Here is a 25,009-nt window from a genome sequence, read left to right on the forward strand (position 1 = left end):
CCGAATTTTGCCGCTCCCGGGCGCGTGGCATAGCTCTTGACAAAGGTGTATCTTCGAAAGTTGGCTGCCGCGCCCCGCCCCTGGGGCTGCCACTCTGGCACGGCGCGGCGGCCCTCCGCTATTTATGACAAAAAAATCCGACCCGCGCTTCACCAACTCGATTTTGCTTATGACCGACGGCCCCGAAGAGCTGGTGTCGCTGGTGTCGGCCGACCCCGAGCAAAGCCAGAGCGAGGTGAGTGAAGCGCCCGACGTGCTGCCCATTCTGCCGGTGCGCAACACGGTGCTGTTTCCCGGGGTGGTGCTGCCGGTTACCGTCACGCGCAAGAAAAGCATCCGGCTGGTGCGCCGCGCCTACCGCGGCAACAAGCTGGTGGGCGTCATTGCCCAGAAAGCCAGCGGGGCCGAAGACCCCGGCGTGGCCGACCTGCACCCGGTGGGTACCCTGGCCCGCATCCTGAAGCTGCTGGAGCTGCCCGACGGCAACACCACCATCATCATCCAGGGGCAGCAGCGCTTTCAGCTCGACGAGGCCACCTCCGAGGTGCCCTACCTCTCGGCCCGGGTCAGCTACCTGCCCGAAAGCCTGCCGGCGCGCATCAGCAAGGAAATCAAGGCCCTGATGGCCTCGCTCAAGGACGCGGCCACCAAGATGCTGCGCCTCAACCCCGAAATTCCGCAGGAAGCCCAGGTGGCGCTGGACAACATCGAGTCGCCGGCCTTTCTGATTCACTTCCTGGCCTCGAACCTGAACGTGGAAGTGGGCCAGAAGCAGCGCCTGCTTGAAATCAACGACGGCGTGCAGCGCGGCACCCAGCTGCTGGAAATGCTGCTCAAGGAAATCCAGCTGCTGGAAATCAAGCACGAAATCCAAAGCAAGGTCCACACCGACATCGACCAGCAGCAGCGCGACTACTTCCTGCGCCAGCAGCTGAAGGTGCTGCAGGATGAGCTGGGCCACGAAGGCCCCGACCAGGAGGTCGACAAGTTCCGGCAGCGGGCCAAAACCAAGCTCTGGCCCGCGCCGGTGGCCAAGCACTTCACCAAGGAGCTCGACAAGCTGGCCCGCCTCAACCCCATGGCCGCCGAGTACCCAGTGAGCTTGAACTACGTGGAGTTCCTGCTCGATTTGCCCTGGGGCGAGTACACCAAGGACAACTTCAACCTCAAGCGCACCCGCAAAATTCTCGACCAGGACCACTACGGGCTGGAAAAGGTGAAGGAGCGCATCCTGGAGTATTTGGCCGTGCTCAAGCTCAAGAACGACCTGAAAGCGCCCATTCTGTGCCTCTACGGCCCGCCCGGCGTGGGCAAAACCTCCCTGGGCCGCTCGGTGGCCGAGTCGCTGGGACGCAAGTACGTGCGCATGTCGCTGGGCGGGGTGCGCGACGAGGCCGAAATTCGTGGGCACCGCAAAACCTACGTGGGGGCCATGCCCGGGCGCATCATCGCCCAGATCAAGAAGGCGGGTGCGTCGAACCCCGTCATCATCCTCGACGAAATCGACAAGGTGGGCTCCGACTTCCGCGGCGACCCGCAGTCGGCCCTGCTCGAAGTGCTCGACCCCGAGCAGAACGCCACCTTTACCGACAACTACCTGGAGGTGGAGTACGATTTGTCGAAGGTGCTCTTCATTGCCACGGCCAACTCGCTCGACACCATTCACCCCGCCCTGCGCGACCGGATGGAAATCATCGACGTGACGGGCTATACGCTGGAGGAGAAAACCCAGATTGCCAAAAAGCACCTCTGGCCCAAGCTGGTGGCCGAGCACGGCCTCAGCCCCAAGGACGTGAGCATCAGCAACGCCGCCCTCACCCGCGTCATCGACGACTACACCCGCGAATCGGGCGTGCGCAGCCTGGAGCGCAAGCTGGGGGCGGTGGTGCGCAACGTGGCCAAGCACAAGGCCATGGAAGAGCCTTTCCCGGCCAAGCTCGAGCCGCAGGACGTTTCCCGCATTCTGGGCGCGGCCCAGTTCGACCGCGACCTGTACCAGGACAACGAAACCGCCGGCGTGGTCACGGGCCTGGCCTGGACGAGCGTGGGCGGCGACATTCTGTTCGTGGAGAGCCTGCTGAGCCGGGGCCGCGGCAAGCTCACCCTCTCGGGCCAGCTCGGCGACGTGATGAAGGAGTCGGCCGTGACGGCGCTAAGCTACCTGCGCAGCCGCGCCGAGGAGCTGGGCATCGACTACCGTCTCTTCGATCAGTACGACCTGCACATCCACTTCCCCGAGGGCGCCGTGCCCAAGGACGGGCCCAGCGCGGGCATTGCCATCTTCACCAGCATTGCCTCGGTGTTTACCCAGCGCAAAATCCGCTCGCACTTGGCCATGACCGGCGAAATCACCCTGCGCGGCAAGGTGCTGCCGGTGGGCGGCATCAAGGAGAAGATTCTGGCGGCCAAACGCGCCGGCATCCGCGACATCATCCTCTGCGAGAAAAACCGCAAGGACCTGCAGGAAATTGCCGCCGAGTACGTCAAGGGCCTGCACATTCACTACGTCGACCGCGTCGACGACGTGCTGCGCGTGGCCCTGCTCGACGAGCTGGTGGCCAAGCCCCTCAAGCTCACCGTGCGCGACGAGCAGCACACGCCCACGCCCGTGCACGAAGTGGAGGTGCAGTAACCCCCGTCCCGTAGCTACTGAAACCCCGCTTGGCCCCCGCGCCGGGCGGGGTTTTTCGTGCCCACCCGGCCCGCCGTGCCCGTGCTGCCGGCGGGAACGGCTCCGCCATCCCCGGGAATGGTCCGTTCATTCCTTGGAACGGCTCGGTCATTCCCAGGAATGGCAGCTTCATTCCCGGGATTGACGGCACCGTTCCCGGGAATGGTGGCTCCAATCCCAGGTTTCACGGGTTCATTCCCGGGAATGGCCGGGCCGTTCCCGGGGTTGAGCCTGCCGCGGTAGGGGCGAGGCTCGGCCGATGGCGGCGGATTTTGGCGGCGCGGCCGCATAAAAACGGCGGCCGCGGCGTTAGGGGCGCGCGTTCCGCTTGTATCTTAGCTACGATGATTCGACTCCTACGCCGCTCGTTTGCCTTGTTGTTGCCCGCGTGGGCCGTCGCGCTGTCGGCCCACGGCCAGATTGGGGGGCAGAGCGCCTTTTCGTCGCTGCACCTGCCGCCTACGGCGCGGCTGGCGGCGCTGGGCGGGGTAGCCGTATCGGGCTTCTCCAACGACCCGGGCATGCTCTACGGCAACCCGGCCCTGCTGAACGCCGACACCGACGGGCGCCTGGCGCTCAGCTACGGCGACTACCTGGCCGACATCCGCCAGAGCACGGCCGTGTACGCGCGCAACACCCAGAAAATGGGCCGCTGGGGCTTCGGCCTCTCGTACCTGAGCTACGGCGACTTCCCCATGTACGACCCGGCCGGCAACCCCCAGGGCGAGTTTTCGGTCAACGACTACCACCTGAGCGTGGCCAATGCGCACACGCTGGGGCCCATCACGCTGGGCGGCACGGCCCGGCTGGCGGTGGCAGGCATTGCCGGCAACCACTCCCTGGCCCTGCTCACCGACATCGGCGGCGTGTTTAAGCACCCCAAGCAGGAGTTTTCGGTGGGGCTGGCCGTGAAGAACCTGGGCTACCAGATCCGGCCCTTCGAGGGCACGAGCCGGGAGCCCATGCCCCTCGACGTGCAGCTGGGTGCCACCATCAAGCCCGAGCACATGCCGCTGCGCTTCACCGTCACGGCCCACCACCTCACCCAGTTCGACATCGTGTATCTCGACACGGCCCAGACCAACCGCCAAACCCTCGACGGGCAGGTCAAAAGCCAGAAGAAAAGCGTGGGCGACAAGATTGCCCGGCACTTCGTGGTGGGCGGCGAGCTGCTGCTGGGCAAGGGCCTGAACGTGCGCGTGAGCTACAACCACCTGCGCCGCCGCGAGCTGCGCCTCGACAACACCTCAGGCGGGGCCGGCCTGGCCTTTGGCGTGATGCTGAAGCTCAGCAAGTACCAGTTTGAGTACACCCGCGCCTACTACCACGTGGCCGGCGCCTCCAACTACCTCACCCTGGCCCGCAACCTCGACGAGATGTTCGGCAAAAAGGAGTAGAGCCACCCGCGCCGTAGCGCAAAACGGTATAGTTCGTGCTGCACGCCAGCCAACAAGCGCGGTGCCCCGGCCTCCCCGCCGGGGCACCGCGCGTTTCTGCCAGAACGGCACCCCGTCACAGTTTTTGCTAGCCAGGCAACTCCCGTCCCGGGGCTGAGTATCTACCCACGCCGACCGCCCGCTGCGGCGGCTTCTCTTTCTGGATATGCTGGATTCCGCCACTTTTCCCACGCCGGCCCAAATCGTGGCCGAGCTCGATAAATACATCATCGGGCAGCACGACGCCAAGCGCAACGTGGCCATTGCCCTGCGCAACCGCTGGCGCCGCCTGCACGCGCCCCTGGACATGCAGCGCGAAATAGTGCCCAACAACATCCTGATGATTGGGGCCACGGGCGTGGGCAAAACCGAAATTGCCCGCCGCCTCGCCGCCATTGCCGACGCGCCCTTCACCAAGGTCGAGGCCAGCAAGTTCACCGAGGTGGGCTACGTGGGCCGCGACGTGGAAAGCATGGTGCGTGACCTGGCCGAGCAGGCCGTGAACCTGGTGAAGCAGCGCCGCAAGGAAGCCGTGAAAGCCCAGGCCGCCCAGCTGGTGGAAGACGCCATCCTCGACGCGCTCATTCCGCCCATTCAGGGCACGGGCAGCTCGGTGGTGAAGCCCGCGTCGGTGGGCTTCGGTGGCGCCGAGGAAATGCCGCAGTCGGATACGGAGCTGAACGAGCGCACCCGGGAACGGTTCCGGCAGAAGCTGCGCGACGGCGAACTGGAAAGCCGCCACATCGACATCAAGGTGCAGCAAAGCAACACCCCCGGCATCGGCCTCATGGGCGGGCAGGCAGGCATCGACGAAGCCTCGCTGGCCGGCTTGCAGGACATGCTGGGCTCGATGATGCCCAAGAAGACGCGCAAGCGCAAGGTCACCATCGCCGAAGCGCGCCGTATACTGCTCGATGAGGAAGCGGCCAAGCTCATCGACATGGACGAGGTGAAGGACGAAGCCCTGCGGCTGGCCGAAAACGCGGGCATCATCTTCATCGACGAAATCGACAAGGTGGCCAGCAGCAGCGTCCACAAGGGCGGGCCCGACGTGAGCCGCGAGGGCGTGCAGCGCGACCTGCTGCCGATAGTGGAGGGCTCGGCCGTGAGCACCAAGTACGGCATCCTGCACACCGACCACATCCTGTTCATTGCCGCCGGTGCCTTCCACGTCAGCAAGCCCTCCGACCTGATTCCCGAGCTACAGGGGCGCTTTCCCATTCGCGTGGAGCTGCAGAGCCTCACCAAGGACGACTTCTACCGCATTCTGAAGGACCCCAAGAACGCCCTCACCAAGCAGTACGAAGCCCTGCTCCAGGCCGAGGAGGTGGAACTGCTCTTCGACGACGCGGCCCTGGAGCGCCTGGCCGAAATTGCCTTTGAGGTCAACGCCGAGGTCGAAAACATCGGGGCCCGCCGCCTGCACACGGTCATGAGCCGCCTGCTCAACGACATTCTGTTCGACGTGCCCGACAAAATCGGGGCCCACGCCCGTATTCAAATCACTGCCGCGCTGGTGGATGAACGCCTGCAGGGCATGGTGAAAAACCGCGACCTGAGCCAGTACATTCTGTGATTGGGTGATACAGTGAAATTGCGAATTGCCAAAAGCCGGCTGCGCCCAACGTCTGGGGCCGCCGGCTTTTTTCATTCAACGATTTAGGTCTTTCCGCAGTAGGCAGTTTTATTCCCTCACCACCTCACCACCTCACCACCTCACCACCTCACCACCTCACCACCTCACCACCTCACCACCTCACCACCTCACCGATGCACTACTACATCATCACCGGCGCCAGCCGCGGCCTGGGCAAGGCCCTGGCCGAAGAAGTGCTGAAGCAGCCCGACGCGCACGTGCTGGGCGTTTCACGCCACGCCACCATCGAGCACCCGCGCTACCAGCACCAGCCGCTCGACTTGTCCGACATCGTGGCCGTGGAAAACAACCTGCACAAGGTGTTTCCGGCCCGCCCCGATGCCTCGGCGCTGACGCTGATCAACAACGCGGCCGTGCTGGGCGACATCGGCTACCTGGGCGGGCAGCCCAACGAGCATTTCGGCTTCGTGTTCGACGTGAACCTGGTAGCGCCGGCCATGCTGATGAACACCTTCCTGAGTGCCTATGGCGGCCTGGGTGTGCCGCTTACCGTGCTCAACATCAGCAGCGGTGCGGCCCAGCGCCCGGTCGACGGCTGGGGGGCCTACTGTGCTTCCAAGGCGGCGCTGGACATGCTCAGCCAGGTAGCGCAGAAAGAGCAGGAACTGCGCAGCAGCGGCGTGCGCATCCGCAGCCTGGCCCCGGGCATCGTCGATACCGACATGCAGGAGCAGATCCGGGGCGCCGAAACCGGGCAGTTCAGTGAGGTGCAGCGCTTCGTGGCCCACCACGCCGAAGGCCGGCTGGCCAACCCGGAGCAGGCCGCCGGACGTATTGCCGCGTGGCTGGCCCAGGGCTGCCCGGGCCCCGAGGTAGTGCTGCGCATCGATGAACTGCCCGGTTGAGCCCGGACGCTAATGCACATAAAAAAGCCCCGGTCAGTGCTGACCGGGGCTTTTCTGTACTGAGGCAGGCGGGGCTTAGTAGCCTTTGTTCTGCGCCAGGTTCGGGTTCTGCTGAATGTCCACCAGCGGGATGGGCAGAATCGACTTGTCGTCGCCGTAGTTGATACGGCCCGGGTTCTGCTTGGTGCGCAGCAGGTCGTAGTAGCGGTGACCTTCGAAGGCCAGCTCCAGGCGGCGCTCCAGCAGGATGGCGTTGATCAGAGCCGTGGCATCAGCGAAGCTGCCCGTGGTGTACGCAGCCTTGTAGTTGGGCTTCGAACGGTTGCGAACGGCGTTGAGCAGGTCAACAGCTTCGGCCGTTACGCCCGTCGTACGAGCCAGTGCCTCGGCACGGGTCAGGTACATCTCGGCCGAACGCACGATGGGGGCGTAGTCGAACGGAGCGTCTTCGTACTTTTTGGTGAAGATACGGGCGGTAGCTGCCACCGGGAAGGTCTGGGCGCTCAGCAGCAACAGACGACGCTTGTCCCGGGTGGGGAACAGGTTGGTGTCGATGCGGGCGTAGGGCGTTACGGTGATGTCACCGCGCTTCGTCTCGCTGTAGTGCTGACCCAGGGCGTTGTTGGTGTTCGGGTTGTCCGACGAGTTGTGAGCCACCGAGAAGATGGACTCGCGGTTCTCGTTTTTGCCGGCACCCGAAACAGTGTTAAACGGACCGTCCGGGCTAGCCAGCAGTGCGTGGCGGCCACCGGTAATAACCTCACCAGCCAGGGTAGCGGCGCGGGCGTAGTCCCCTTTGTAGAGGTACACGCGCGACAACAGACCGCGAGCGGCGTCTTTGGTGGCCCGAGCCGTGTTGCTGAAGGTATCACCAGCCGGGTAGCTTTCCGGCAGGGCCTGGATGGCTTCGGTCAGGTCCTTCTCGATCTGGCCGTACACCTGGGCTACCGTCGAGCGCGAGAGCTGCTGGCTGGGCTCGAAAGCCTCAGCCGCGTCGGGCGCTACCAACTGAATCGGAATACCGGGGTGCGAAGCGTCAGCCGTGAAGTTGTAGGGCTGAGCGAACAGGTTCACCAGTTGGAAATTCGTCAGCGCACGGATGAACTTGCCTTCACCAGTGTACTGGGCAGCCAGCTCCGGCGTGGTGTTGCTGGTGTTCTTGGCCAGCTCCCGCAGGAAGAAGTTCACGCCGTAGAGCGTCTGGTAGCCACCGGTCCAGGCCAGCGTTACCGTGGCGTCGTTGGCCTGGGGGTTGAAGTTGGCGATGGTGTTGAAGTACGGCGACGGATCGGTGTCGTCCGAACGAACGTCGCCGTAGATCAGGGCGCGGCCACCCAGGAACTCCAGGTTCTGGAGGCCATTGTACATGCCGATGGCCGATTTGGCGATGCGGTCAGGAGTAGAAAACGCGTCGGCTTCGGTGAAAGCCGTGGGCGGCTCCTGCTCGATTACGTCGCAGCTCGTGGCAGCAGTCAGGAGAAGAGCGCACAGCAAAGCGGCTTTCCCCAGGTTATTTAATTTCATCATTGTTAGGGAGTCCGGAAATTAGATACCAATGTTGACACCGAACGTGAAGCTACGCGGCTGCGGCACCGAGCGGTTGTCGACACCGTAACCAATGTTGGTGTTGTTTCGGTTCGAGTTTACTTCAGGATCGGTGCCGGTGTAGCCGGTAATCACGAAGGCGTTCTGAACCAGACCGTAGATGCGAACATTGCTCAGGTTCACACGGGTCAGCACCGACTGGGGCAGGTTGTAGCCCAGGCTGATCTGACGCATGCGCAAGAAGTCGCCTTTCTCCAGCCAGCGGGTCGAAGACTGGGTCGACTGGTTGTCGCGCAGCACCAGCTTCTGAACGTTGGTTTGCTGGCCCGGGGTGGTCCAGCGCTCCTTGATTTCCGCCAGGTTGTTATTCAGGAAGGTGGTCATCAGGCCCTGACGCGTCTGGTTCAGGATCATGTTGCCGCCCGAGTACTGCAGGAATACGCCCAGCTCGATGCCTTTGAAGGAGAAGGTGTTGTCGAAGCCGCCGAACCAAGTGGGGTAACCACCTTTGTCCTGGTACTTGAAGTCAGCTGCACCGATAGCCGTAGTCGGCTCACCATTGGCGTTCAGCCAGCGGCCCTGCGTGGCCGTAGCCAGGGTCGTGTAAGCTGCGTCGTACTGCTTGATGTTGCCGTCCTTGTCGTAGAACTGAGCGTTACCGTTGGCCGGGTTTACGCCCGCCCACTGGGGGAGGAAGTACACACCCAGGGGTTTGCCTACGCTGGCGCGCTGGGTGCCCGAGATGATGTCGTTCGGCGTCGCCAGGGAAGTAACTTCGTTTTTGATCCACGAAGCGTTGATGTTCGAGGTCCACTGGAAGCCGTTGTCCATGCGCACGTTCACCGTGTTCAGGCTTACTTCCAGACCGTTGTTGGTCATGGAGCCCACGTTGCGGTTGATCGACGAGTTCGGAATACCGGTCGTGCGCAGCGTGGGAGCCGCCAGCAGCAGGCCGCTGATGTCGGTGTTGAAGTAGTCAACTACCAGGCCGATGCGGTCGTCGAAGAACGAAGCATCCAGCCCGATGTCGAGCTTCTTGGAGCTTTCCCACTCGAGGCCGGAGTTGCCCACCTGCGTGATGCTGAAACCGTTGGCGTCGGCGTACTGGCCGCCACCGATCAGGGTGCGCGAAGCGTACGAGCCGATGCCGGCGCTATTGCCCACCAGACCGTAGCTGGCACGCAGTTTCAGGTCGGAGATGCGGGCAGCCGAGTTGATACCCTGCATGAACCCTTCCTCCGAGATACGCCAACCGATCGAACCGGCCGGGAATACACCGTACTGGTTGTTCGAGCCGAAGATCGACGAACCGTCGCGACGGAGCGAGAAGTTAGCGTAGTACTTGTTCGAGAAGGTGTAGCTAGCGCGGCCGAAGGTCGAGGCGAAGCCCTGACCGAACTGGGTGCCACCGCCCGACAGCTCCGAGGTGAACAGACCGTCGAGGATATCCTTGTACTTGGGGTCAGCAAAGTCAGCAGCTACCGTGTAGATCTGCTTTTCCTGCCACTCCTGCGACTCGATACCGACCGTCAGGCTAACGGTGTGGTTTTCACCGAAAGTTTTGTCGTAGTTGGCGTAGTTCTGCCAGTTCCACTGGTTACGACGCAGGTCGTTCAACTGCACCAGACCTTCGCCCAAGGCGCGGCCCAGACCCGAAATGACGGGGCTGCTGTACTGGTCTTCGAAGTTGTTGAAGAAGTCGATGCCGTAGCGGCTGGTCAGTTTCAGACCCGAAACCGGCTCTACCGTCAGGTAACCATTGGCAATGATGCGCTGCGCGATGTTTTGGTTGCGCTGCAGCTCAGCCACCGCAATGGGGTGGTTGTAGTTGTTGAGCACAAAGCCAACCTGGTTGCCACCGTTGCCCAAGTTACCGAGCGTGTTCAGGTTGTAGTTACCCGAAGCGTTGTAGATAGCAACGTTGGGCGGGGCATTGAAACCCGAAACCGTAGCGCCGGCCAGGTAGCCGTCGGTCAGTACACCGTTGTTGACAGTGCGCGAGTAGCTGGAGCTGAGGCCAGCTTTCAGCCATTTCTTGGGCGTCAGGTCAAGGTTCAGACGAGCCGAGCCGCGCTTCAGGCGGTTGGCAATCAGAATACCTTTCTGGTCGCTCCAGTCAGCCGAGCCGTAGTAGCTGGCAGCTTCGTTGCCACCCGACAGCGCCACCTGGTAGTTCTGCATCGAACCACGACGGAAGATCTTGTCGAGCCAGTCGGTGCGGTCGGGCTGACCGTCGCCGTCCACGTCGCTGTTGGCCGCAATAACAGCCGGAACGCTGGTGTTGCCGATGCCGCCGCTGTTGCCACCGGCGCGGGCGTTGGCTGCCTTCTCGTTGTTGATGGCAATGAACTCATCACCGTTCAGCATTTCCGGAACGCGTACAGCCTCCTGGAAACCAACGTAAGAGTTAACCGAAACTTTGTTCTGACCGCTCTTGCCGCGCTTGGTGGTGATGATGATAACGCCGTTGGCAGCGCGCGAACCCCAGATAGCCGAAGCTGCAGCATCCTTCAGGATGTCGATCGACTGGATATCGTTGGGGTTGATGTCGGCCAGCGGGTTGTAGCGGGTACCGTTACCCGAGTTGAACACGTTGCCGTTCTGGATCGTGTTGGTCGGCACACCGTCGATTACAACCAGCGGTTGAGCGCTGCCGCTGATGGTGTTCGTACCGCGGATGCGGATGGCGCCCTGGTCGGCCAGCGTACCACCCGTCGAGTTGATCTGCACACCAGCCGCGCGGCCTTGCAGGGCTTGGTCGAAGCTTTGCACCGGCTGGAGCAGCAGCTTTTCTTCCTTAACCTGGGCAACCGAGCCGGTAATGTCTTTTACGTCCTGCGAGCCGCCGTAGCCGGTTACAACTACTTCGCTCAGCTGCTTGGTGTCAGCAGCCAGGCCGATGTTGATCTGCGTCTCGGTGCCAATGGCGCGCTCCAGCTGCAGGTAGCCCACCGAGCTGATCTGCAGAGTACCGCCTTCACCAGGAACGCTCAGGGTAAACGTGCCGTCGGCATTCGTAGAAACACCGTTGGTCGTGCCTTTAAGCAGCACCGTGGCACCGGGTAGTCCTTCGCCGGTCGACCGGTCGGTAACCCGGCCAGTGATTTGGCGATTTTGGGCGTCCGCATGGTGAGCCACAGCCACCAGGGGTATCAAACCCAATAAAAGTTTGTTCATGCGGGTTGGAATGTGAGTGAAGTGAGAAATTCCTCTTAAATGTAGCGAAGAGACAACCAAAATGTAAACTGCAAGCCCCAAGAGGCGCAACTTTCTTTCGGTTTCGGGGTCATTTTGGATTATTTAAACAAAAAACCTGGCTGTTTTTTAGCCAGGTTTTTTGTTTTTCAGCGGGCAGTTCCGGCACTATTAGTAACCCGGGTTCTGCGTCAGGTTGGGGTTGCGCAGAATTTCGTTGGCCGGGATGGGCAATACGGCGCGGTCACTCTTCCACGGAATGCCCGGGGCCGGGGCCGAGCCCGTGCGGGCCGGAACATCGAGGCCGTTGCGGAAAAGGTCGAAGATGCGGTGCCCCTCAAAGGCCAGTTCGAAGCGCCGCTCCCGCAGGATGGCGTCGATGAAGGCCTGCTTGGTGGCGAAGCTGGCGACCGTGTAGGAAGCCGCGGTGCTGGGCTTCGAACGGTCGCGCACTTTGTTGAGCAACTCCAGCGCTTCGGCGTCAGCCTGGTCGCCGGCCTGCTGTTTGGCCAGCACTTCGGCGCGGGTCAGCAGGATTTCGGGGTAGCGCAGAATGGGCACCCAGGCGCCGCGATTAGCCCCGCCGTAACTCCCGGTCGACGTTTCGGCCGAGTATTTACGCGTCCACAGACGGCCCGAACGCTGCACCATCAACTCCGTGCGTCGCTTGTCGGTCGCCGGAATCACCCGCGAAAGCGGGGTAACCGTGATGTCGCCGCGGCCGGGAGGCGGGGAGTAGTGTTCCCCAATGGCGTTGTTGGTGTTGGGGTTGTCGTTGATGGTCATGGCCACGAAGAAGATGGACTCCGACGTGAACTGCTGCGGGTGAGGAGCATCCGGCAGCACAGCCCGGAACTCGGCGTAGGCCGAAGTATTCAGCTCGTGCCGGCCCGAGGCAATGATTTCCCCGGCGTAACGCTTGGCATTGTCCAGGTCGCCTTTATATAGGTATAGGCGCGAGAGCAGGCCGCGGGCCGCATCCTGGGTAGCGCGGGCAATGCTCACGGGCTGGCTGCCCTGCGAAACGGGCAGCTTGGCCAGCGCATCGAGCAGGTCGCGCTCAATCTGATCATACACCTGGGCTACCGTCGAGCGGGGCAGCTGCTGCGCGGGCAGGTAGGCTTCTTCGCCGTTGGGCGCGTTCAGCTGAATCGGAATGCCGGGGTGGGAGCCGTTGCCCGAGTAGTTGTAGGGCTGGGCAAACATGTTTACCAGGGTGAAGTGGCACAGAGCCCGGATAAACTTGGCTTCGCCGATGTACTGGTTGTACTTCTCCTGCGTCAGACCTGCGTTGTTGCTGCGCTTGCCCAACTCCTGCATCATGTAGTTGGCCATGTACATGCTGCGGTAGCCGCCCACCCAGGCGCCGGCCGCGTTGGCGTCGCCCGAGGTGGCGTTGGACAGGGCCAGGCCCCCGAAGAAGCCGGCCGGGTCGGTGTCGTCCGAGCGGATGTCGTTGTAGATCAGGGCACGGCCGCCCAGGAACTCGCCGTCCTGCAGGGCGTCGTACATGCCGTTGGCGGCTTTTTCGATGCGGTCAGGCGAGCTGAACACGTCTTCCGGGCTAAGCGCCGAAGGGCTTTCCTGCTCCAGCAGGTCGCAGCCGGGGGCTGCCGTCAGCAGCAGACCGAGGAGCGCGGTCCGCCATACCAGATTGGGGATGTATTTCATGAAAGGTAAAGAGCGGATACAGACTTAGAAGTCCAGGTTGATGCCCGCCGTGAAGGTGCGGGTCTGGGGGTTGCTACGGTTGTCGACGCCGTACGCCACGTTGCTGTCGGTGCCTTCGTTGCCGGCAAACGATACTTCCGGATCAAGTCCCGAGTACTTGGTGAACACGAAAGCATTCTGCACCATGGCAAACACGTTGGCCCGCGACGAACCCATTTTCTGGCTGATGGCCGTGGGCAGGGCGTAGGACAGACGGATCTGGCGCACCCGCAGGAAGTCGCCTTTTTCCCACCAGTTGGTTGAGCTGTTGCCGAAGGTGTTGTCGGCAATGTGCAGGCGCGGAACGTTCGTTACCTGCCCCGGCGTGGTCCAACGCTCCTTGATTTCGTCGATGTTGTTGCTGACGTAGTTGGTCAGCATGCTCACGCGGGTGGCGTTGTAGAGGTAGTTGCCGCCCGAGTACTGCAGAAACAAGTCGAGCTGCAGGCCTTTGTAGGTGAAGGTGTTGTCGAAGCCGCCAAAGAAGGTGGGGTAGCTCTGCTTGCCGGTCCAGGCGCCATCCGAGGCGGTGGTCAAAGGCTGCACGGCCTTGCCGTTGATGGTGGTTTCGCCGTTCTGCGACCAGCGCTGGGTGGCGTCGGCAATGCGCGGGTTGTACTCGCGGATGTTGCCGGCGCGGTCGTACCAGCGCGGGTTGCCGTTGTCGGGGTTCACGCCGGCCCAGGTGAGCAGGTAGTACTCGGTGATGGCGTGGCCCTGGCTGGCTTTGTGGTAGGGGTAGCTGGTGGTTACGTCGCCGCCTTCCGAGAGCTGGGTGATGCGGTTTTTGACGTAGCTGTAGTTGAACGACGAGGTCCACTTGAAGCCGTTGGGCAGCTGCAGGTTGGTGGTGTTCACCGTTACCTCGATGCCACGGTTCCACATCTTGCCTACGTTGCGCACAATCTCGCCCTGCGGAATGCCCGTGCTCTGAATGGCCGGTACGGCCAGCAGCAGGTTGTCCACGTCGTTGCTGAACACGTCCAGGTTCACCCCGATGCGGTCCTGCAGCACCGACAGGTCGAAGCCCACGTCGAGCTTTTTGCCGGTTTCCCAGCGCAGGCGGGTGTTGTTGAGCTGGTTGATGCCCAGGCCGCCGTAGTCGCCGTACTGGCCCTGGCCGATAAGGATGGCCGAGGCGTAGGACCCGATGCCGGCGCTGTTGCCGGTCAGGCCGTAGCTGGCGCGCAGTTTCAGGTCGTTCACCACCGAGAGGTTGCTCATGAAGTTCTCGCGCGAGATGCGCCAGCCCAGCGAGCCGCCCGGGAAGAAACCATACCGCTCGTCGGGACCGAAGCGCGAGCTGCCGTCGTAGCGGGCCGTGAAGGTGGCGTAGTACTTGTCGGAGAAGGCGTAGTTGGCCCGGCCGAAGAACGACTGCCACGCCGTTACGTCGCGCGAACCGCCCTGGCCCGACTGCGAGGGGTCAAACAGGCCGTCGTAGATGTCCTGGAACTTGGGGTCGACGATGTTGGCGGCCGAGCCGTAGAGCGACTCGTAGTACTCCATGTTCTGCTCGTAGCCCACCGTGGCGTCCACGTTGTGGTTTTCCCCGAACAGCTTGGCGTAGGTGGCGTAGTTCTGCCAGGTCGTGAGGGTGTTGTCGGCCCGGATTTTCTGCACCAGCCCGTTGAACGAGCGGCCCAGACCCGAGATAAAGGGGCTGCTGTATTGGTCTTCGAAGTTGTTGAGGTAATCGACCCCGAACTTGGTGGTGATGCTCAGCTCCTTGATGGGCGTGATGGTGGCATAGGCGTTGCCCAGCAGGCGGCGCTGGGTGTTGCCGTTGCGCTGCAGCTCCAGGTTGGCAATGGGGTGGAAGAAGCGGTTGAGCACGTAGGTGCCGTACCGGTTGTTGCCCTCGCCCACGTCGCCGGCGTCGTTGAGGTAGTACCACCCGTCGCGGCCGTAGGCCGGCACGTTGGGGGGAGCGTTGTAGGCGGCCACGGTGGCACCGGCCAGGTAGCGGTTGGTGAGTACGCCCTCGTTCTTGGCGTGGGTGAAGCCCATGGTCACGCCGGTCTTCAGCCAGGTTTTGGGCGTCAGCTCAAAGTTCAGGCGGGCGTTGGCGCGGCGCAGGCGGTTGTTCTTGATGGCGCCGTTCAGGTCGGAGTAGCCCACCGAGGCGTAGTAGGAACCCCGGTCGTTGCCGCTGGAAAGGGCAATCTGGTAGTCCTGCATCTTGCCCTTGTGGTACACCGAGTTCAGCCAGTCGGTGTTGTCTTCCTGGCCGTCCCCGTCGGCGTCCCCGTTCACGATGATGGGGTCGGTCTGGGTGGGGAAGGCGTTGAAGTACTTCTCGTTGTTGATGTCGCGGAATTCGGTGGCGTTGAGCAGCTTGGGCAGCTTGGTGGCTTCCATGAAGCCCCCCGAGGCGTTGAAGCTCAGCTTTACCTGGCCGGCCTTGCCGCGCTTGGTCGTAATCAGAATTACCCCGTTGGTGGCGCGCGAGCCGTAGATGGCCGCCGCCGAAGCATCCTTGAGCACCGTCATCGACTCAATGTCGTTGGGGTTGATGTCGGCCAGGGGGTTGTAGCTCAGGCCGGCGGTCAGGATGTTGAAGTTGCCGAACTCGGTCATGGGCACGCCGTCCACCACGTACAGCGGCTGCGACGAGCCGTTGATGGAGTTGATGCCGCGGATGCGCACGGCCACGGCGTCGCCGAGCGTGCCGCTGGTGTTGGTAATCTGCACCCCGGCAATGCGGCCGGCCAGCGCCTGGTCGGCGCTCTGCACGGGCTGCGAGGTCAGCTTGCTTTGATCGAGCTTGGCGTAGGAGCCGGTGATGTCTTTCACATCCTGCGAGCCGCCGTAGCCGGTTACCACTACCTCACCGATGGTCTTGGTGTCGGTAGCCAGGCCAATGTTGATGCGCGAGTCGTTGCCGATGACGCGCTCCGTGGCCGTGTAGCCCACCGAGGTGATGACCAGGGTAGTGCCGCCCGCCGGAACGTCCAGGGTGAACGTGCCGTCGGCGTTGGTCGAAACCCCGGCCGTCGTGCCTTTCACCAAAACCGTGGCCCCGGGCAGTCCTTCCCCGTTGCTGCGGTCCGTAACCCGACCCGTTATGGTTCGGTTTTGCGCAACGGCATGCTGGGCCACGGCGGCGGTCAGCAGCAATTGCATGAGTAAGGGTTTCTTCATTGAAAAGAAAAAAGGTGGTTGATGGGTGAATTATGGAGGAGGGAGTCGGGTGAGCACAGCTTCAGACTCCCCAAGGTAGGGGATGTGCTGAGATTAACCTAATACTCCCTCGGCCAGCCCCGCTGCGGGCGGCTCCTAACTAAGGGATGCGGGGCCGCAGCAAATGGCATAAACCACCCCGGGAAAAAATATCGGTAAGCTGCTTAGAAGTAGGGCGCTAGCCCCGCACCAACCCCGCCCGCCGACTGCCCATTAGCCCACCGGCCCGCTTCAACCAAGCCCTGCCTGCCGCCCGCCTTGGGCCCCGGCTCCCCCCCGTTCCCGCAGCAGGGGTAAAGTTGGTACCGGCGCCGGAAGGCTTTGTAAAATTTCGCCGGGGTCAAATTTTTACAAAAAGCCCCGGGTGCCCGGGCGTGTAGTAAGATTTCGCCAGGGGCAAATTTTTACAACAAGTCCCAGGTGCCTGGCTGTGTAGTAAGATGTCGAGGGGGGCAAATTTTTACTACGGGCCGGCCGGGAAGCCACGCTGCGGTTGGTCCAGGGCCGAGCAGTGCGCGCGGCGCAGCCGCCTGCGGGGGCAGCCGCATTGGGCTGGGATAATTTTCCGAGGGGGGCAAAAACTTATCCCAGCCGCTGGCCGCATCGGGCCCGCCTCCCGGAATACAACAAGGCCGGTCTACTGACCGGCCTTGTGAACTTAAGCGGATGCGGGGCGAGTGGACCTACCGGTTAATCGGGGTTTTCTCGAACAGCACGCCCCCGGCGAAGGCCGGCGTTTTGGGGTTGGTGTTTACCTCGCTTTGCGCAATGAGGTAGCGCTGCGGCAGGTTGGGCGAGTTGGCGTTCTTCTTGGGTACGCCGATCAGGTTGTTGGTGCGGCGGATGTCGTTGAAGGGCTCGATCTGGCCCACCAGGCTCAGGTACTTCTCCGTCAGGATTTCCTTCAGCAGCGCGTCGTTGGCCGTGGCGGCCCCGCCGTTGATGATGCCGCCCGGCGCGAAGTCCGTCAGGGTGTAGGCATCGTAGTCGGCCGCGGGGTCGATCTGGGCAAAGAAGGCGGCGTTGGTGCTGCGGATGTTGTTGAGCGCAATCAGGGCGCCGCCGGCGTCGCCGGTGCGGGCCAGGGCCTCGGCCAGAATGGCCTGCGTCTCCACGTACGACATCAGCGGGAAATCGGCATCGGGGGCAAACGCCCCGTCGAGGAAGTTCGGGTCGACGCTGAAGTAGCCGTTGGTGGTGTAGAAGTAGTTGAAGCGGCCCGCCTCGTTGGTTTTGGCGTTGGCGCGGGGCGTGCTGCCCGCCGGGTCAAGCAGGTCCACGGCGTAGGCACCCTCGGCCGACATGTAGCCCACGCGGTTGTAGTCGAGGAAGTCGGCGTAGGGGTTGGCGTCCACGGTGAAGTTGCCGTTGTAGGGCATCAGCATGTCGCCGTCGGGCGAGCCAATGCCCAGGCGGGCTTCCACGGCGGCCTGCTGGTAGTTTTTGGTGTGCAGGTAGTAGCGGGCCTTCAGCGAGTGGGCCGCCGCCTGCCAGCGGCCCAGGTCGCCGCCGTAGTAAATGTCCCGGTCGCCGGGGTTGATACCGGTTTTGCCCAGGTTCTGGATGGCCTGATCGAGCAGGGTCTGCACGGCCGCGTACACGGAAGCCTGCGAGTCGAACTTGGGCGGCTGGTTGGGGCGGAAAGCCTCCGAGTAGGGCACGTCGCCCCACAAGGCGGTGGCCGTACCGATCATCTGGGCTTCCAGCACCTGGGCAATGCCCAGCAGGTAGAAGTTGTTCACGGCGCGGGCCTTGTCCTGCACCAGGCGGGCGTTGGCCAGGGTGAGCTGGTAGGTGTTGGCCCACATGTTGTCGTAGTCGCCGGCGGCGGTGGTGTACACGTCCAGGCCCTGGTACTGGCGGTCGGCGCCGGTGAAGTAGTCGCTCCAGATGCCGGCTACGCGGGTCATTTCGCCGCTGAGCACAAACCCTTCGTTGATTTGCACGGCGGTGAGCTGCTGCTCGGCGGGGGCATCCTGCGGCAGGTTGGGGTTCACGTCGTACCCCTCGATAAACTTGTCGCAGCTGCTGAAAGTCAGGCCCATGGTGGCCAGCAGTACGAGGCGTTGAATGTATTTCATGGAAGGAAAGTCAGGAAGTTAGTAGGTGAATTTCACCGAGAAAATGAGCGAGCGGGTGCTGGGGTTGTTGAAGTAATCCAGCCCGCGGCCGTTGGATACGCCGGTCAAATTGGTTTCGGGGTCAACGCCAGTGTATTTGGTGAACAGGGCCAGGTTACGGCCGGTCACCGAGAAGTCGACCGAGCTGAGCTTGGCCCGCTCGCGCAGCCACTGCGGCGCCAGGCTGTAGGCCAGCGTCACTTCGCGCAGACGGGTGTAGTTGATGTTTTCCACGAACTGCTCGGCCGGGCCGGTGAAGCCGTTGCCCAAACCCACGCGGTACCACTGTTCGTCGAGCACCACGTCGCCGGCGCCGAAGTTGTGCACGCGGCCCCGGAAGGTGATGGGCGCGCCGGGGTTGGTCGTACTGCCGTAGCGCTGGGCCACCGTCTGGCCGTTCCACAGGCGCAGCTGCGCGGCCTGGGCACCCGTGAGGGTGGTTTCCTCGCCGGTGTCGATGTCGGTGCCGTAGGAGTAGAGCGCGCCCTTGGTGCCGTTCCACACGTCCAGATTATGCACGTGGTCGATGAGCACGCTCAGGCTGATGCCCTTGAAGCGGAAGGTGTTGTAGAGGCCACCGCGCCAGGTCGGGTTGGGGTCGCCAATCACGCCTTCGGTTTCGGCCAGCTGCGGGAAGCCGTTGGCGTCGAAGGTCAGGTTGCCGGCCTCGTTGCGCTGCCAGCGGGTGCCCCACAGGGTGCCGAGCTGGTAGCCTTTCACAGCGCGCGAGGTGGTGCCGGTGAAGCCGTTCAGCGAAATCGACTCGGCGCCCGACAGGTCGGTTACCTCGTTGCGGTTGCGCGAGAAGTTGGGCGAGAAGGTCCAGGTGAAGTCCTTGGTGCGCACGATGTCGGCATCCAGGTTCAGCTCCACGCCGCGGTTGGTGATTTCGGCCGCGTTGGCGTTGATGAAGGTGAAGCCGGTGGTGGCGGCTACCGGCACGCTCAGAATGGCGTCGGTGGTTTTGTTGTCGTACACCGTGGCGCTCAGGCTGATGCGGTCGGCCAGGAAGCGCAGGTCGGTGCCCAGCTCAATTTCGCGCTTGCGCTCCGGCTTCAGCAGGGGGTTGCCCTGGGTGGCCGAGCGGATGAAGCCGCCGCCGTAGTTGGCCGCGTCGAGGGTAGTGCCCCAGCCGTCGAGAATCTGCACGCCGTCGGCCGGCACGTAGTAGGTGCGCGTGAGGTAGGGGCTGGGCTGCACGCCCACCGAGCCCACGCTGGCCCGCACCTTGCCGAAGCTCAGGAATTTGTTGTCGCTCAGGCCGGCGAGCTTGGTAAACTGCCAGGCTGCCGAACCCGCCGGGTAAATGAACACGCTCTCGGCCTCGGGGCCGAAGGTAGAGGAACGCTCCCCGCGCACCGTACCGGTCAGGAACAGCTGGTCAAACAGCGACAGGTCGGCCTGGGCGTACACGGCGCCGGTGCGGATTTCCCGCACCAGGTTGTAGGGCGTGCGGCTGTCAGCCAGGGTGTTGGAGAGCTGCGGCGGCGAGAAGGGGTTCACGAAGTTCGAAGCCGTGGCGCCCACCTGGTTGTCGCGGCGGGCGTTCAGGTTGTTGCCCAGCAGCAGCGTGCCGCCGATGTTCTCGCTGAAGTTGTAGGTAGCCCGCAGAATCAGGTCGTTGTTGATCTGGGTTTCCTGGATGGACTCCTCCGTGAGCTGGCCCGAGGGGAAGGCGCCCGAGCCGATGGGGAAGTAGCTCGAGCGACGGTCGGTGTAGGTGTCGACGCCCGTGCGGTTCAGGATGTTGAGCCAGGGCGTCACGTCGTAGGTCAGCTCCAGGCCGCCCAGCAGGCGGTTTACCCGGGTCTGGTCGCCCACGAAGTCCACGGTCCAGAACGGGTTGTCGAAGCCCGGCGAAGTGCTGGTGCCCACCTGGTTGCGGTACGACGACTGACGGTTGGGGAAGATGTTGCCGTCGGGGTCGGTGTAGGTGCCGATGTAGCGGGAGTTGTCGAAGTCGGCGGGACTGCGCAGGCCGCCCAGGTAAATACCGCTCACGTTGGAGCCCTGCTGCACGCGGTTGGACTTGGTGCGGGCGTAGGTGGCATTCACCGCGGCGCGGAACTTGTCGCTGAGCTGCCGGTCCACGTTCACGCGGAAAGTGGTGCGGTCGTTGTCGCTGTTGTTGCGGGCAATGCCCTCGGTGTGGGTGTTGCCCAGGCTGATGTAGAACGAGCTGCGCTGGTCGCCGCCCGAGAGCGTGGCGATGTTGTCCCAGGTGTAGCCCGTGCGGAACACGTCGTCGGAGTGGTCGTAGGTGTCGCGGCTGTTCTTGCCGCCGTGCGGGTTGGCGGCGGTGCCGGCCGGAATGGCGTAGCGCCGCGAGCCGTCGCCGAAGGTGATGAAGCCCAGGTAGCCCGGGGCGTTGGGGTCGGTAATGAAGTTGTCGGCGGCGCCGCTGCGGTCGGCAATCCGGTCGCCCCAGCTGCGCGGCTGCGTCTGGCTGTAAAGGCCGTTGACGCCCTGGCCGTAGCGGTTCTGCAGCTCGGGGGCCTGGTTGATTTTGTCGATGCCGTAGGACGTGCGGTAGGAGGCATTGAGGCGGTTATCGAGGCCGCCGCGGCCTTTTTTGGTGGTGATGACGATAACCCCGTTGGCCGCCCGCGTACCCCAGAGGGCGGCGGCGGCGGCGCCTTTCAGGATTTCCATCGAGGCAATGTCGTCGGGGTTGATGTCGTTCAGGCGCGAAGCCTGCACCACACCGTCAACCTGGTTGGAGCCGGCCCCGCCGTTGCTGGTGATGATGCCCTCGTCGCCCACCGACGAGTTGGAAATCGGCACGCCGTCGACCACAATCAGCGGCTGCAGGTTGCCGGTAATGGTGCTGGCGCCGCGAATCTGAATGTTGGCGCTGGCGCCCGGGTCGCCGCTGGAGCGGGTGATGAGCACCCCCGGCGTTTTGCCCGAAATGGCGGTGATGACGCTGGTTTCGCCCGAGCTGACCAGCTGCTGGCCCTGCAGCGACGACTGCGCCGTGCCCAGCCGGTCGCGGCTGGTTTCCAGGCCCAGGGCGGTTACTACTACCTCGTCGATGATCTTGGTGTCGGTGCCCAGGCCTACCGAGTATACCGAGGAGCTGCCGATGGCGCGCTCCTGGGTGGTGTAGCCCACAAAGCTGAACACCAGGGTGGTGGCGTTCTGCGAAACGCCGCTGAGCGAAAACGAGCCGTCGGCGTTGGTGGAAGTGCCGGTAGTCGTGCCTTTTACCAGTACCGTGACGCCCGGCAGACCCTGGCCCGTGGACCGGTCCGTTACCGTGCCCGTGAGGGTGCGGTCCTGGGCCGCAACCTGCTGGACGACCATAGCCAGCGGTAACGCCGACAAGAGTAAACGTTTTTTCATTCGAGTAAAGGTTTGGTGAGGGAAATGGTGAGGAGCGGGGTGAAAAGCCAGAAAAACGACCGGCTTGCGGCAATAATAACAGATAAAACTGCATGTGCATTAATTTGATTTTAATGGACGTCTTTTATTCCTAATAATTTGAGAATTACATAGCGGATATGCCGTCTGGGTTTTAATTCACTAGCATAGAGTTGCATTATTTGAAAAAACCATTACGTTTGGCTGCGTTCATTCACCAAAACTCAACCAAACCCATTCCCATGCGGAAACTCTTACTGACCACGCTTCTCACTGCGCCCATGCTCATGCAGCAGGCCGCCGCGCAGAATCGAAGCATTACCGGACGCGTGACCGATGCGGCCACCGGGCAGGGACTGCCCGGCGTCACGGTCATCGTCAAAGGCACGACCATTGGGGCTACTACCAGCGCCGACGGCTCGTATTCGCTCAGCGTACCGGCTTCGGCCAGCGCGCTGTCGTTCAGCTTTGTGGGCTACCGCTCCATCGACCGCGTTATCGGCGATGCTTCCTCCATCGATATCGGATTGCAGACCGATACCCGGCAGCTGGAAGAGGTAGTGGTATCGGGTCTGGCTTCCACGGTGAAGCGCTCCAACCTAGCCAACGCCGTAACAACCATCACCTCGAAAGAGCTGGTGGGCAGCACCCGGCCGGTAACGGTGGATGCCGCCCTGAGCGGCAAAGTGGTGGGGGCCAACATCTCCCAGACCAGCGGCGCCCCCGGCGGCGGTCTATCGGTGCAGCTGCGCGGTATTTCCACCATCAACGGCTCGTCACAGCCCCTCTACATCATCGACGGGGTGTACGCGGTCAACGCGGAGGTGGGCAACGGCGCGGGTTCGGCCGCCTTCTCCGGCGCTTCGGCCGTAACCACGCGCACCACCCAGGACAACGGCATCAACCGCCTGTCGGACCTGAACCCGAACGACATCGAGTCCATCGAGATTCTGAAGGGCCCGAGCGCGGCGGCCATCTACGGCACCCGCGCCAACGCCGGCGTAGTGATTATCCGCACCAAGCGCGGCCAGGCCGGCCAGACGCGGGTGAGCTTCTCCCAGGATCTGGGCTTTGCCAAGGCCTGGCGCCTGCTGGGCAAGGAAGACTGGACGCCGGAAAAGATTGACCGCTTCTACACCGGGGCCCGCGCCACCCAGGAAAAGCAGCTGCTGGCCCAGGCCCAGGCTTCCGGCCGCATCTACGACTACGAGAAGGAAGTTTTCGGCAACACGGCCTTCCTGCGCAACACCGGCCTGAGCGTATCGGGCGGCAACGAAAAGACGCGCTTCTTCGTGTCAGGCTCGACCACCGACGAGGAGGGCATCGTGAAGAACAGCGGCTTCCAGCGCCACTCCATCCGGGCCAACATTGACCACAAGCTGGGCCAGCGTCTGGACATCGGCATCAGCTCCAACTACATCAACTCGCAGAACCGCCGCAGCTTTACCGGCAACGACAACCGTGGCCTCGGCCTGGGTTATGCGCTGGGCTACATTCCGAGCTACGCCGAGCTGCACCCCAACGCAAACGGTGAATTCCCGGACTCGCCCTACTCCGGCGACAACCCGCTGGCCGTGGTAGAGCGCGCCATCAACGAGGAAACCACCAACCGCTTCGTGCAGACGGGCAACGCCACGCTGCGCATCATCGACAACGAGCGCACGTCGCTGCGCTTCAACGCCCAGGGCGGGGTTGATTACTCCAGCAGCCGCGCCCTGCTGGCCCTGCCCCCCGACATGCAGTCGCAGCGCGGCCTGGCCCTGCCGGGCGCGGCGCGCGAGGCCAAAAGCGAGTACTACAACTCCAACCTGCAGGGCTTCCTGATCTACGACTGGCGGGTAGGGGAAACCCTGAACCTGACCTCGCAAGCCGGCATTGTGCGCCTGTCGCAAAAGCAAAATCTGACCTTCAACCAAGGCCAGAACCTGTCGCCCGGCCCGCCGTACTCGCCCAACCGCGGCACGGTAACCTCGCAGGATACCCAGATTCAGGAGGAAGCTGACCTGGGCTTTGTGGTGCAGCAGGAAGCCAACTTCCGCGACCAGATCATTGCCACCGCCGGCGTGCGTTTCGATAAGTCGAACCGCAACGGCGACCCGGACAAGTACTTCGCCTTCCCCAAAGCCTCGCTGGCCGTGAACCTGGCCAAGTTCGACTTCTGGACGCTGGAGCCGGTGAACATGGTGAAGTTCCGTGCGGCCTACGGCGAAACCGGCGGCCCGGCCTTCTTCAACGCCCTCTACTCGCCGCTGACGGCCCTGTCGACCGGCGGCCGCCCCGGCCTGGTGCCTTCGACGCTGCTGGGTAACCCCGACGTGCGCCCCGAAACGGCTTCGGAATTTGAAGCCGGCATCGACCTGGGCTTCCTCGACAACCGCATCAGCCTGGAGACGTCGTTCTACAACAAGGAGGTGTTCGACCTGATCAACACCTACGTGCTGGCACCGAGCGTGGGCGTTACCTCGCTGCGGGCCTACAACGTGGGTGATTTGCGCAACCGCGGCATCGAACTGGCCCTGAACGTGAACCCGGTTCGCCAGACCAACTTCACCTGGAACTCGACCACCCAGTTCTGGTTTAACCGTAGCGAAGTAACCAAGCTGAACCAGGATCCGCTGGTGGTGCCGCCCTTCAACACGGGTCTGGGTTTCGGCAACACCTTCGGCCGCAACCTGTTCATCGTGGGTGAGTCGCCCTCGCGCTGGTTTGGCACGCCGGTGAACTTCGCCACCAACAACAACTTCAGCGGACTGACGCGCTACGAGGATGCCCAGCCCACCTTCCAGATGTCGTTCCTGAACTCGGTGACGCTGCTGCGGAACTTGGAGCTTTCATTCTTGTTTCACTGGAAGAAAGATGGCTACAACAGTAACCTGAGCAGCCTGCTGAAAGACGAAGGCGGTACGAGCGAAGACTGGAGCCAGCCCAGCGGTCAGGTAAATGCCGACGGCTCGCCCATTCCCCTCGGCGAATACCGTCAGGGCCTGTCGGCCCGCGAGTTCATCCAGAATGCGGGCTACGTGCGTCTGCGCGAAGCTTCCCTGTACTTCTCGTTGCCGGCCAGCCTGCGCACCAGCCTGTTTAAAGATTACGTGAAGAACCTGCGCGTCGGCGTATCGGGCAACAACCTGATTACCTGGACCGACTACCGCGGCTACGACCCGGAAGTATCGAACTTCGGGGCCGTGTCAAACTTTGCCCAAGTGGACGTAGCCAGCTACCCCAACACCCGGCGTATCTTCTTCCACCTGAACCTGGATTTTTAATCCACCTTTCCTGACGGT

Annotated in this window: 11 protein-coding genes; 5 read left to right on the plus strand and 6 right to left on the minus strand. The window is 62.9% G+C overall.

All coding sequences use genetic code 11. The features are described from left to right. Positions 1 to 124 precede the first annotated feature (124 nt). The 4 genes from lon (at position 125) to ACE191_RS18970 (ending at position 6,609) form a co-directional block, all read left to right on the plus strand. Positions 125 to 2,632 carry an endopeptidase La gene (gene lon, locus ACE191_RS18955; RefSeq protein ID WP_400193813.1) on the plus strand — a complete coding sequence of 836 codons (2,508 nt, stop codon included), beginning with the start codon at positions 125 to 127 and terminating at the stop codon, positions 2,630 to 2,632. A 383-nt stretch (positions 2,633 to 3,015) separates the two neighbouring features. Beyond that, positions 3,016 to 4,068 (plus strand): type IX secretion system protein PorQ, encoded by a 1,053-nt coding sequence (gene porQ / locus ACE191_RS18960; protein ID WP_400193814.1) that lies wholly within the window; start codon positions 3,016 to 3,018, stop codon positions 4,066 to 4,068. A 205-nt stretch (positions 4,069 to 4,273) separates the two neighbouring features. Further along, positions 4,274 to 5,683 (plus strand): ATP-dependent protease ATPase subunit HslU, encoded by a 1,410-nt coding sequence (gene hslU / locus ACE191_RS18965; RefSeq protein ID WP_400193815.1) that lies wholly within the window; start codon positions 4,274 to 4,276, stop codon positions 5,681 to 5,683. 194 nt (positions 5,684 to 5,877) lie between these two features. Beyond that, positions 5,878 to 6,609 carry an SDR family NAD(P)-dependent oxidoreductase gene (locus ACE191_RS18970; RefSeq protein WP_400193816.1) on the plus strand — a complete coding sequence of 244 codons (732 nt, stop codon included), beginning with the start codon at positions 5,878 to 5,880 and terminating at the stop codon, positions 6,607 to 6,609. A gap of 75 nt (positions 6,610 to 6,684) precedes the next feature. On the opposite strand, the gene ACE191_RS18975 is transcribed toward ACE191_RS18970, so the two are convergent. The 6 genes from ACE191_RS18975 to ACE191_RS19000 all read right to left on the minus strand — a co-directional run bounded on the left by ACE191_RS18975 (position 6,685) and on the right by ACE191_RS19000 (position 21,707). Continuing rightward, on the minus strand, positions 6,685 to 8,136 hold the full coding sequence (locus ACE191_RS18975) for a RagB/SusD family nutrient uptake outer membrane protein (protein WP_400193817.1): 1,452 nt from the start codon (positions 8,134 to 8,136) through the stop codon (positions 6,685 to 6,687). Positions 8,137 to 8,154: 18 nt separating this feature from the next. Next, complete coding sequence (locus ACE191_RS18980; RefSeq protein ID WP_400193818.1) at positions 8,155 to 11,331, minus strand: SusC/RagA family TonB-linked outer membrane protein; 3,177 nt, start codon at positions 11,329 to 11,331, stop codon at positions 8,155 to 8,157. 189 nt (positions 11,332 to 11,520) lie between these two features. Beyond that, the gene (locus tag ACE191_RS18985) at positions 11,521 to 13,020 is read right to left on the minus strand and encodes a RagB/SusD family nutrient uptake outer membrane protein (RefSeq protein WP_400193819.1); all 1,500 of its coding nucleotides are present in this window, start codon (positions 13,018 to 13,020) and stop codon (positions 11,521 to 11,523) included. A gap of 24 nt (positions 13,021 to 13,044) precedes the next feature. Beyond that, positions 13,045 to 16,203, minus strand: coding sequence for a SusC/RagA family TonB-linked outer membrane protein (locus ACE191_RS18990; RefSeq protein WP_400193820.1), 3,159 nt, complete (start codon positions 16,201 to 16,203; stop codon positions 13,045 to 13,047). Between the two features lie 722 nt (positions 16,204 to 16,925). After that, on the minus strand, positions 16,926 to 18,323 hold the full coding sequence (locus ACE191_RS18995) for a SusD/RagB family nutrient-binding outer membrane lipoprotein (protein WP_400193821.1): 1,398 nt from the start codon (positions 18,321 to 18,323) through the stop codon (positions 16,926 to 16,928). An 18-nt stretch (positions 18,324 to 18,341) separates the two neighbouring features. Beyond that, complete coding sequence (locus tag ACE191_RS19000; RefSeq protein ID WP_400193822.1) at positions 18,342 to 21,707, minus strand: SusC/RagA family TonB-linked outer membrane protein; 3,366 nt, start codon at positions 21,705 to 21,707, stop codon at positions 18,342 to 18,344. 260 nt (positions 21,708 to 21,967) lie between these two features. On the opposite strand from ACE191_RS19000, the gene ACE191_RS19005 reads away from it, so the two are divergent. Continuing rightward, entirely contained in the window at positions 21,968 to 24,991 is a 3,024-nt protein-coding gene (locus ACE191_RS19005) for a SusC/RagA family TonB-linked outer membrane protein (protein WP_400193823.1), read from the plus strand. The last annotated feature ends 18 nt before the right edge of the window (positions 24,992 to 25,009 follow it).

The organism is Hymenobacter sp. B81, assembly GCF_044628455.1.
Taxonomy (GTDB): domain Bacteria; phylum Bacteroidota; class Bacteroidia; order Cytophagales; family Hymenobacteraceae; genus Solirubrum.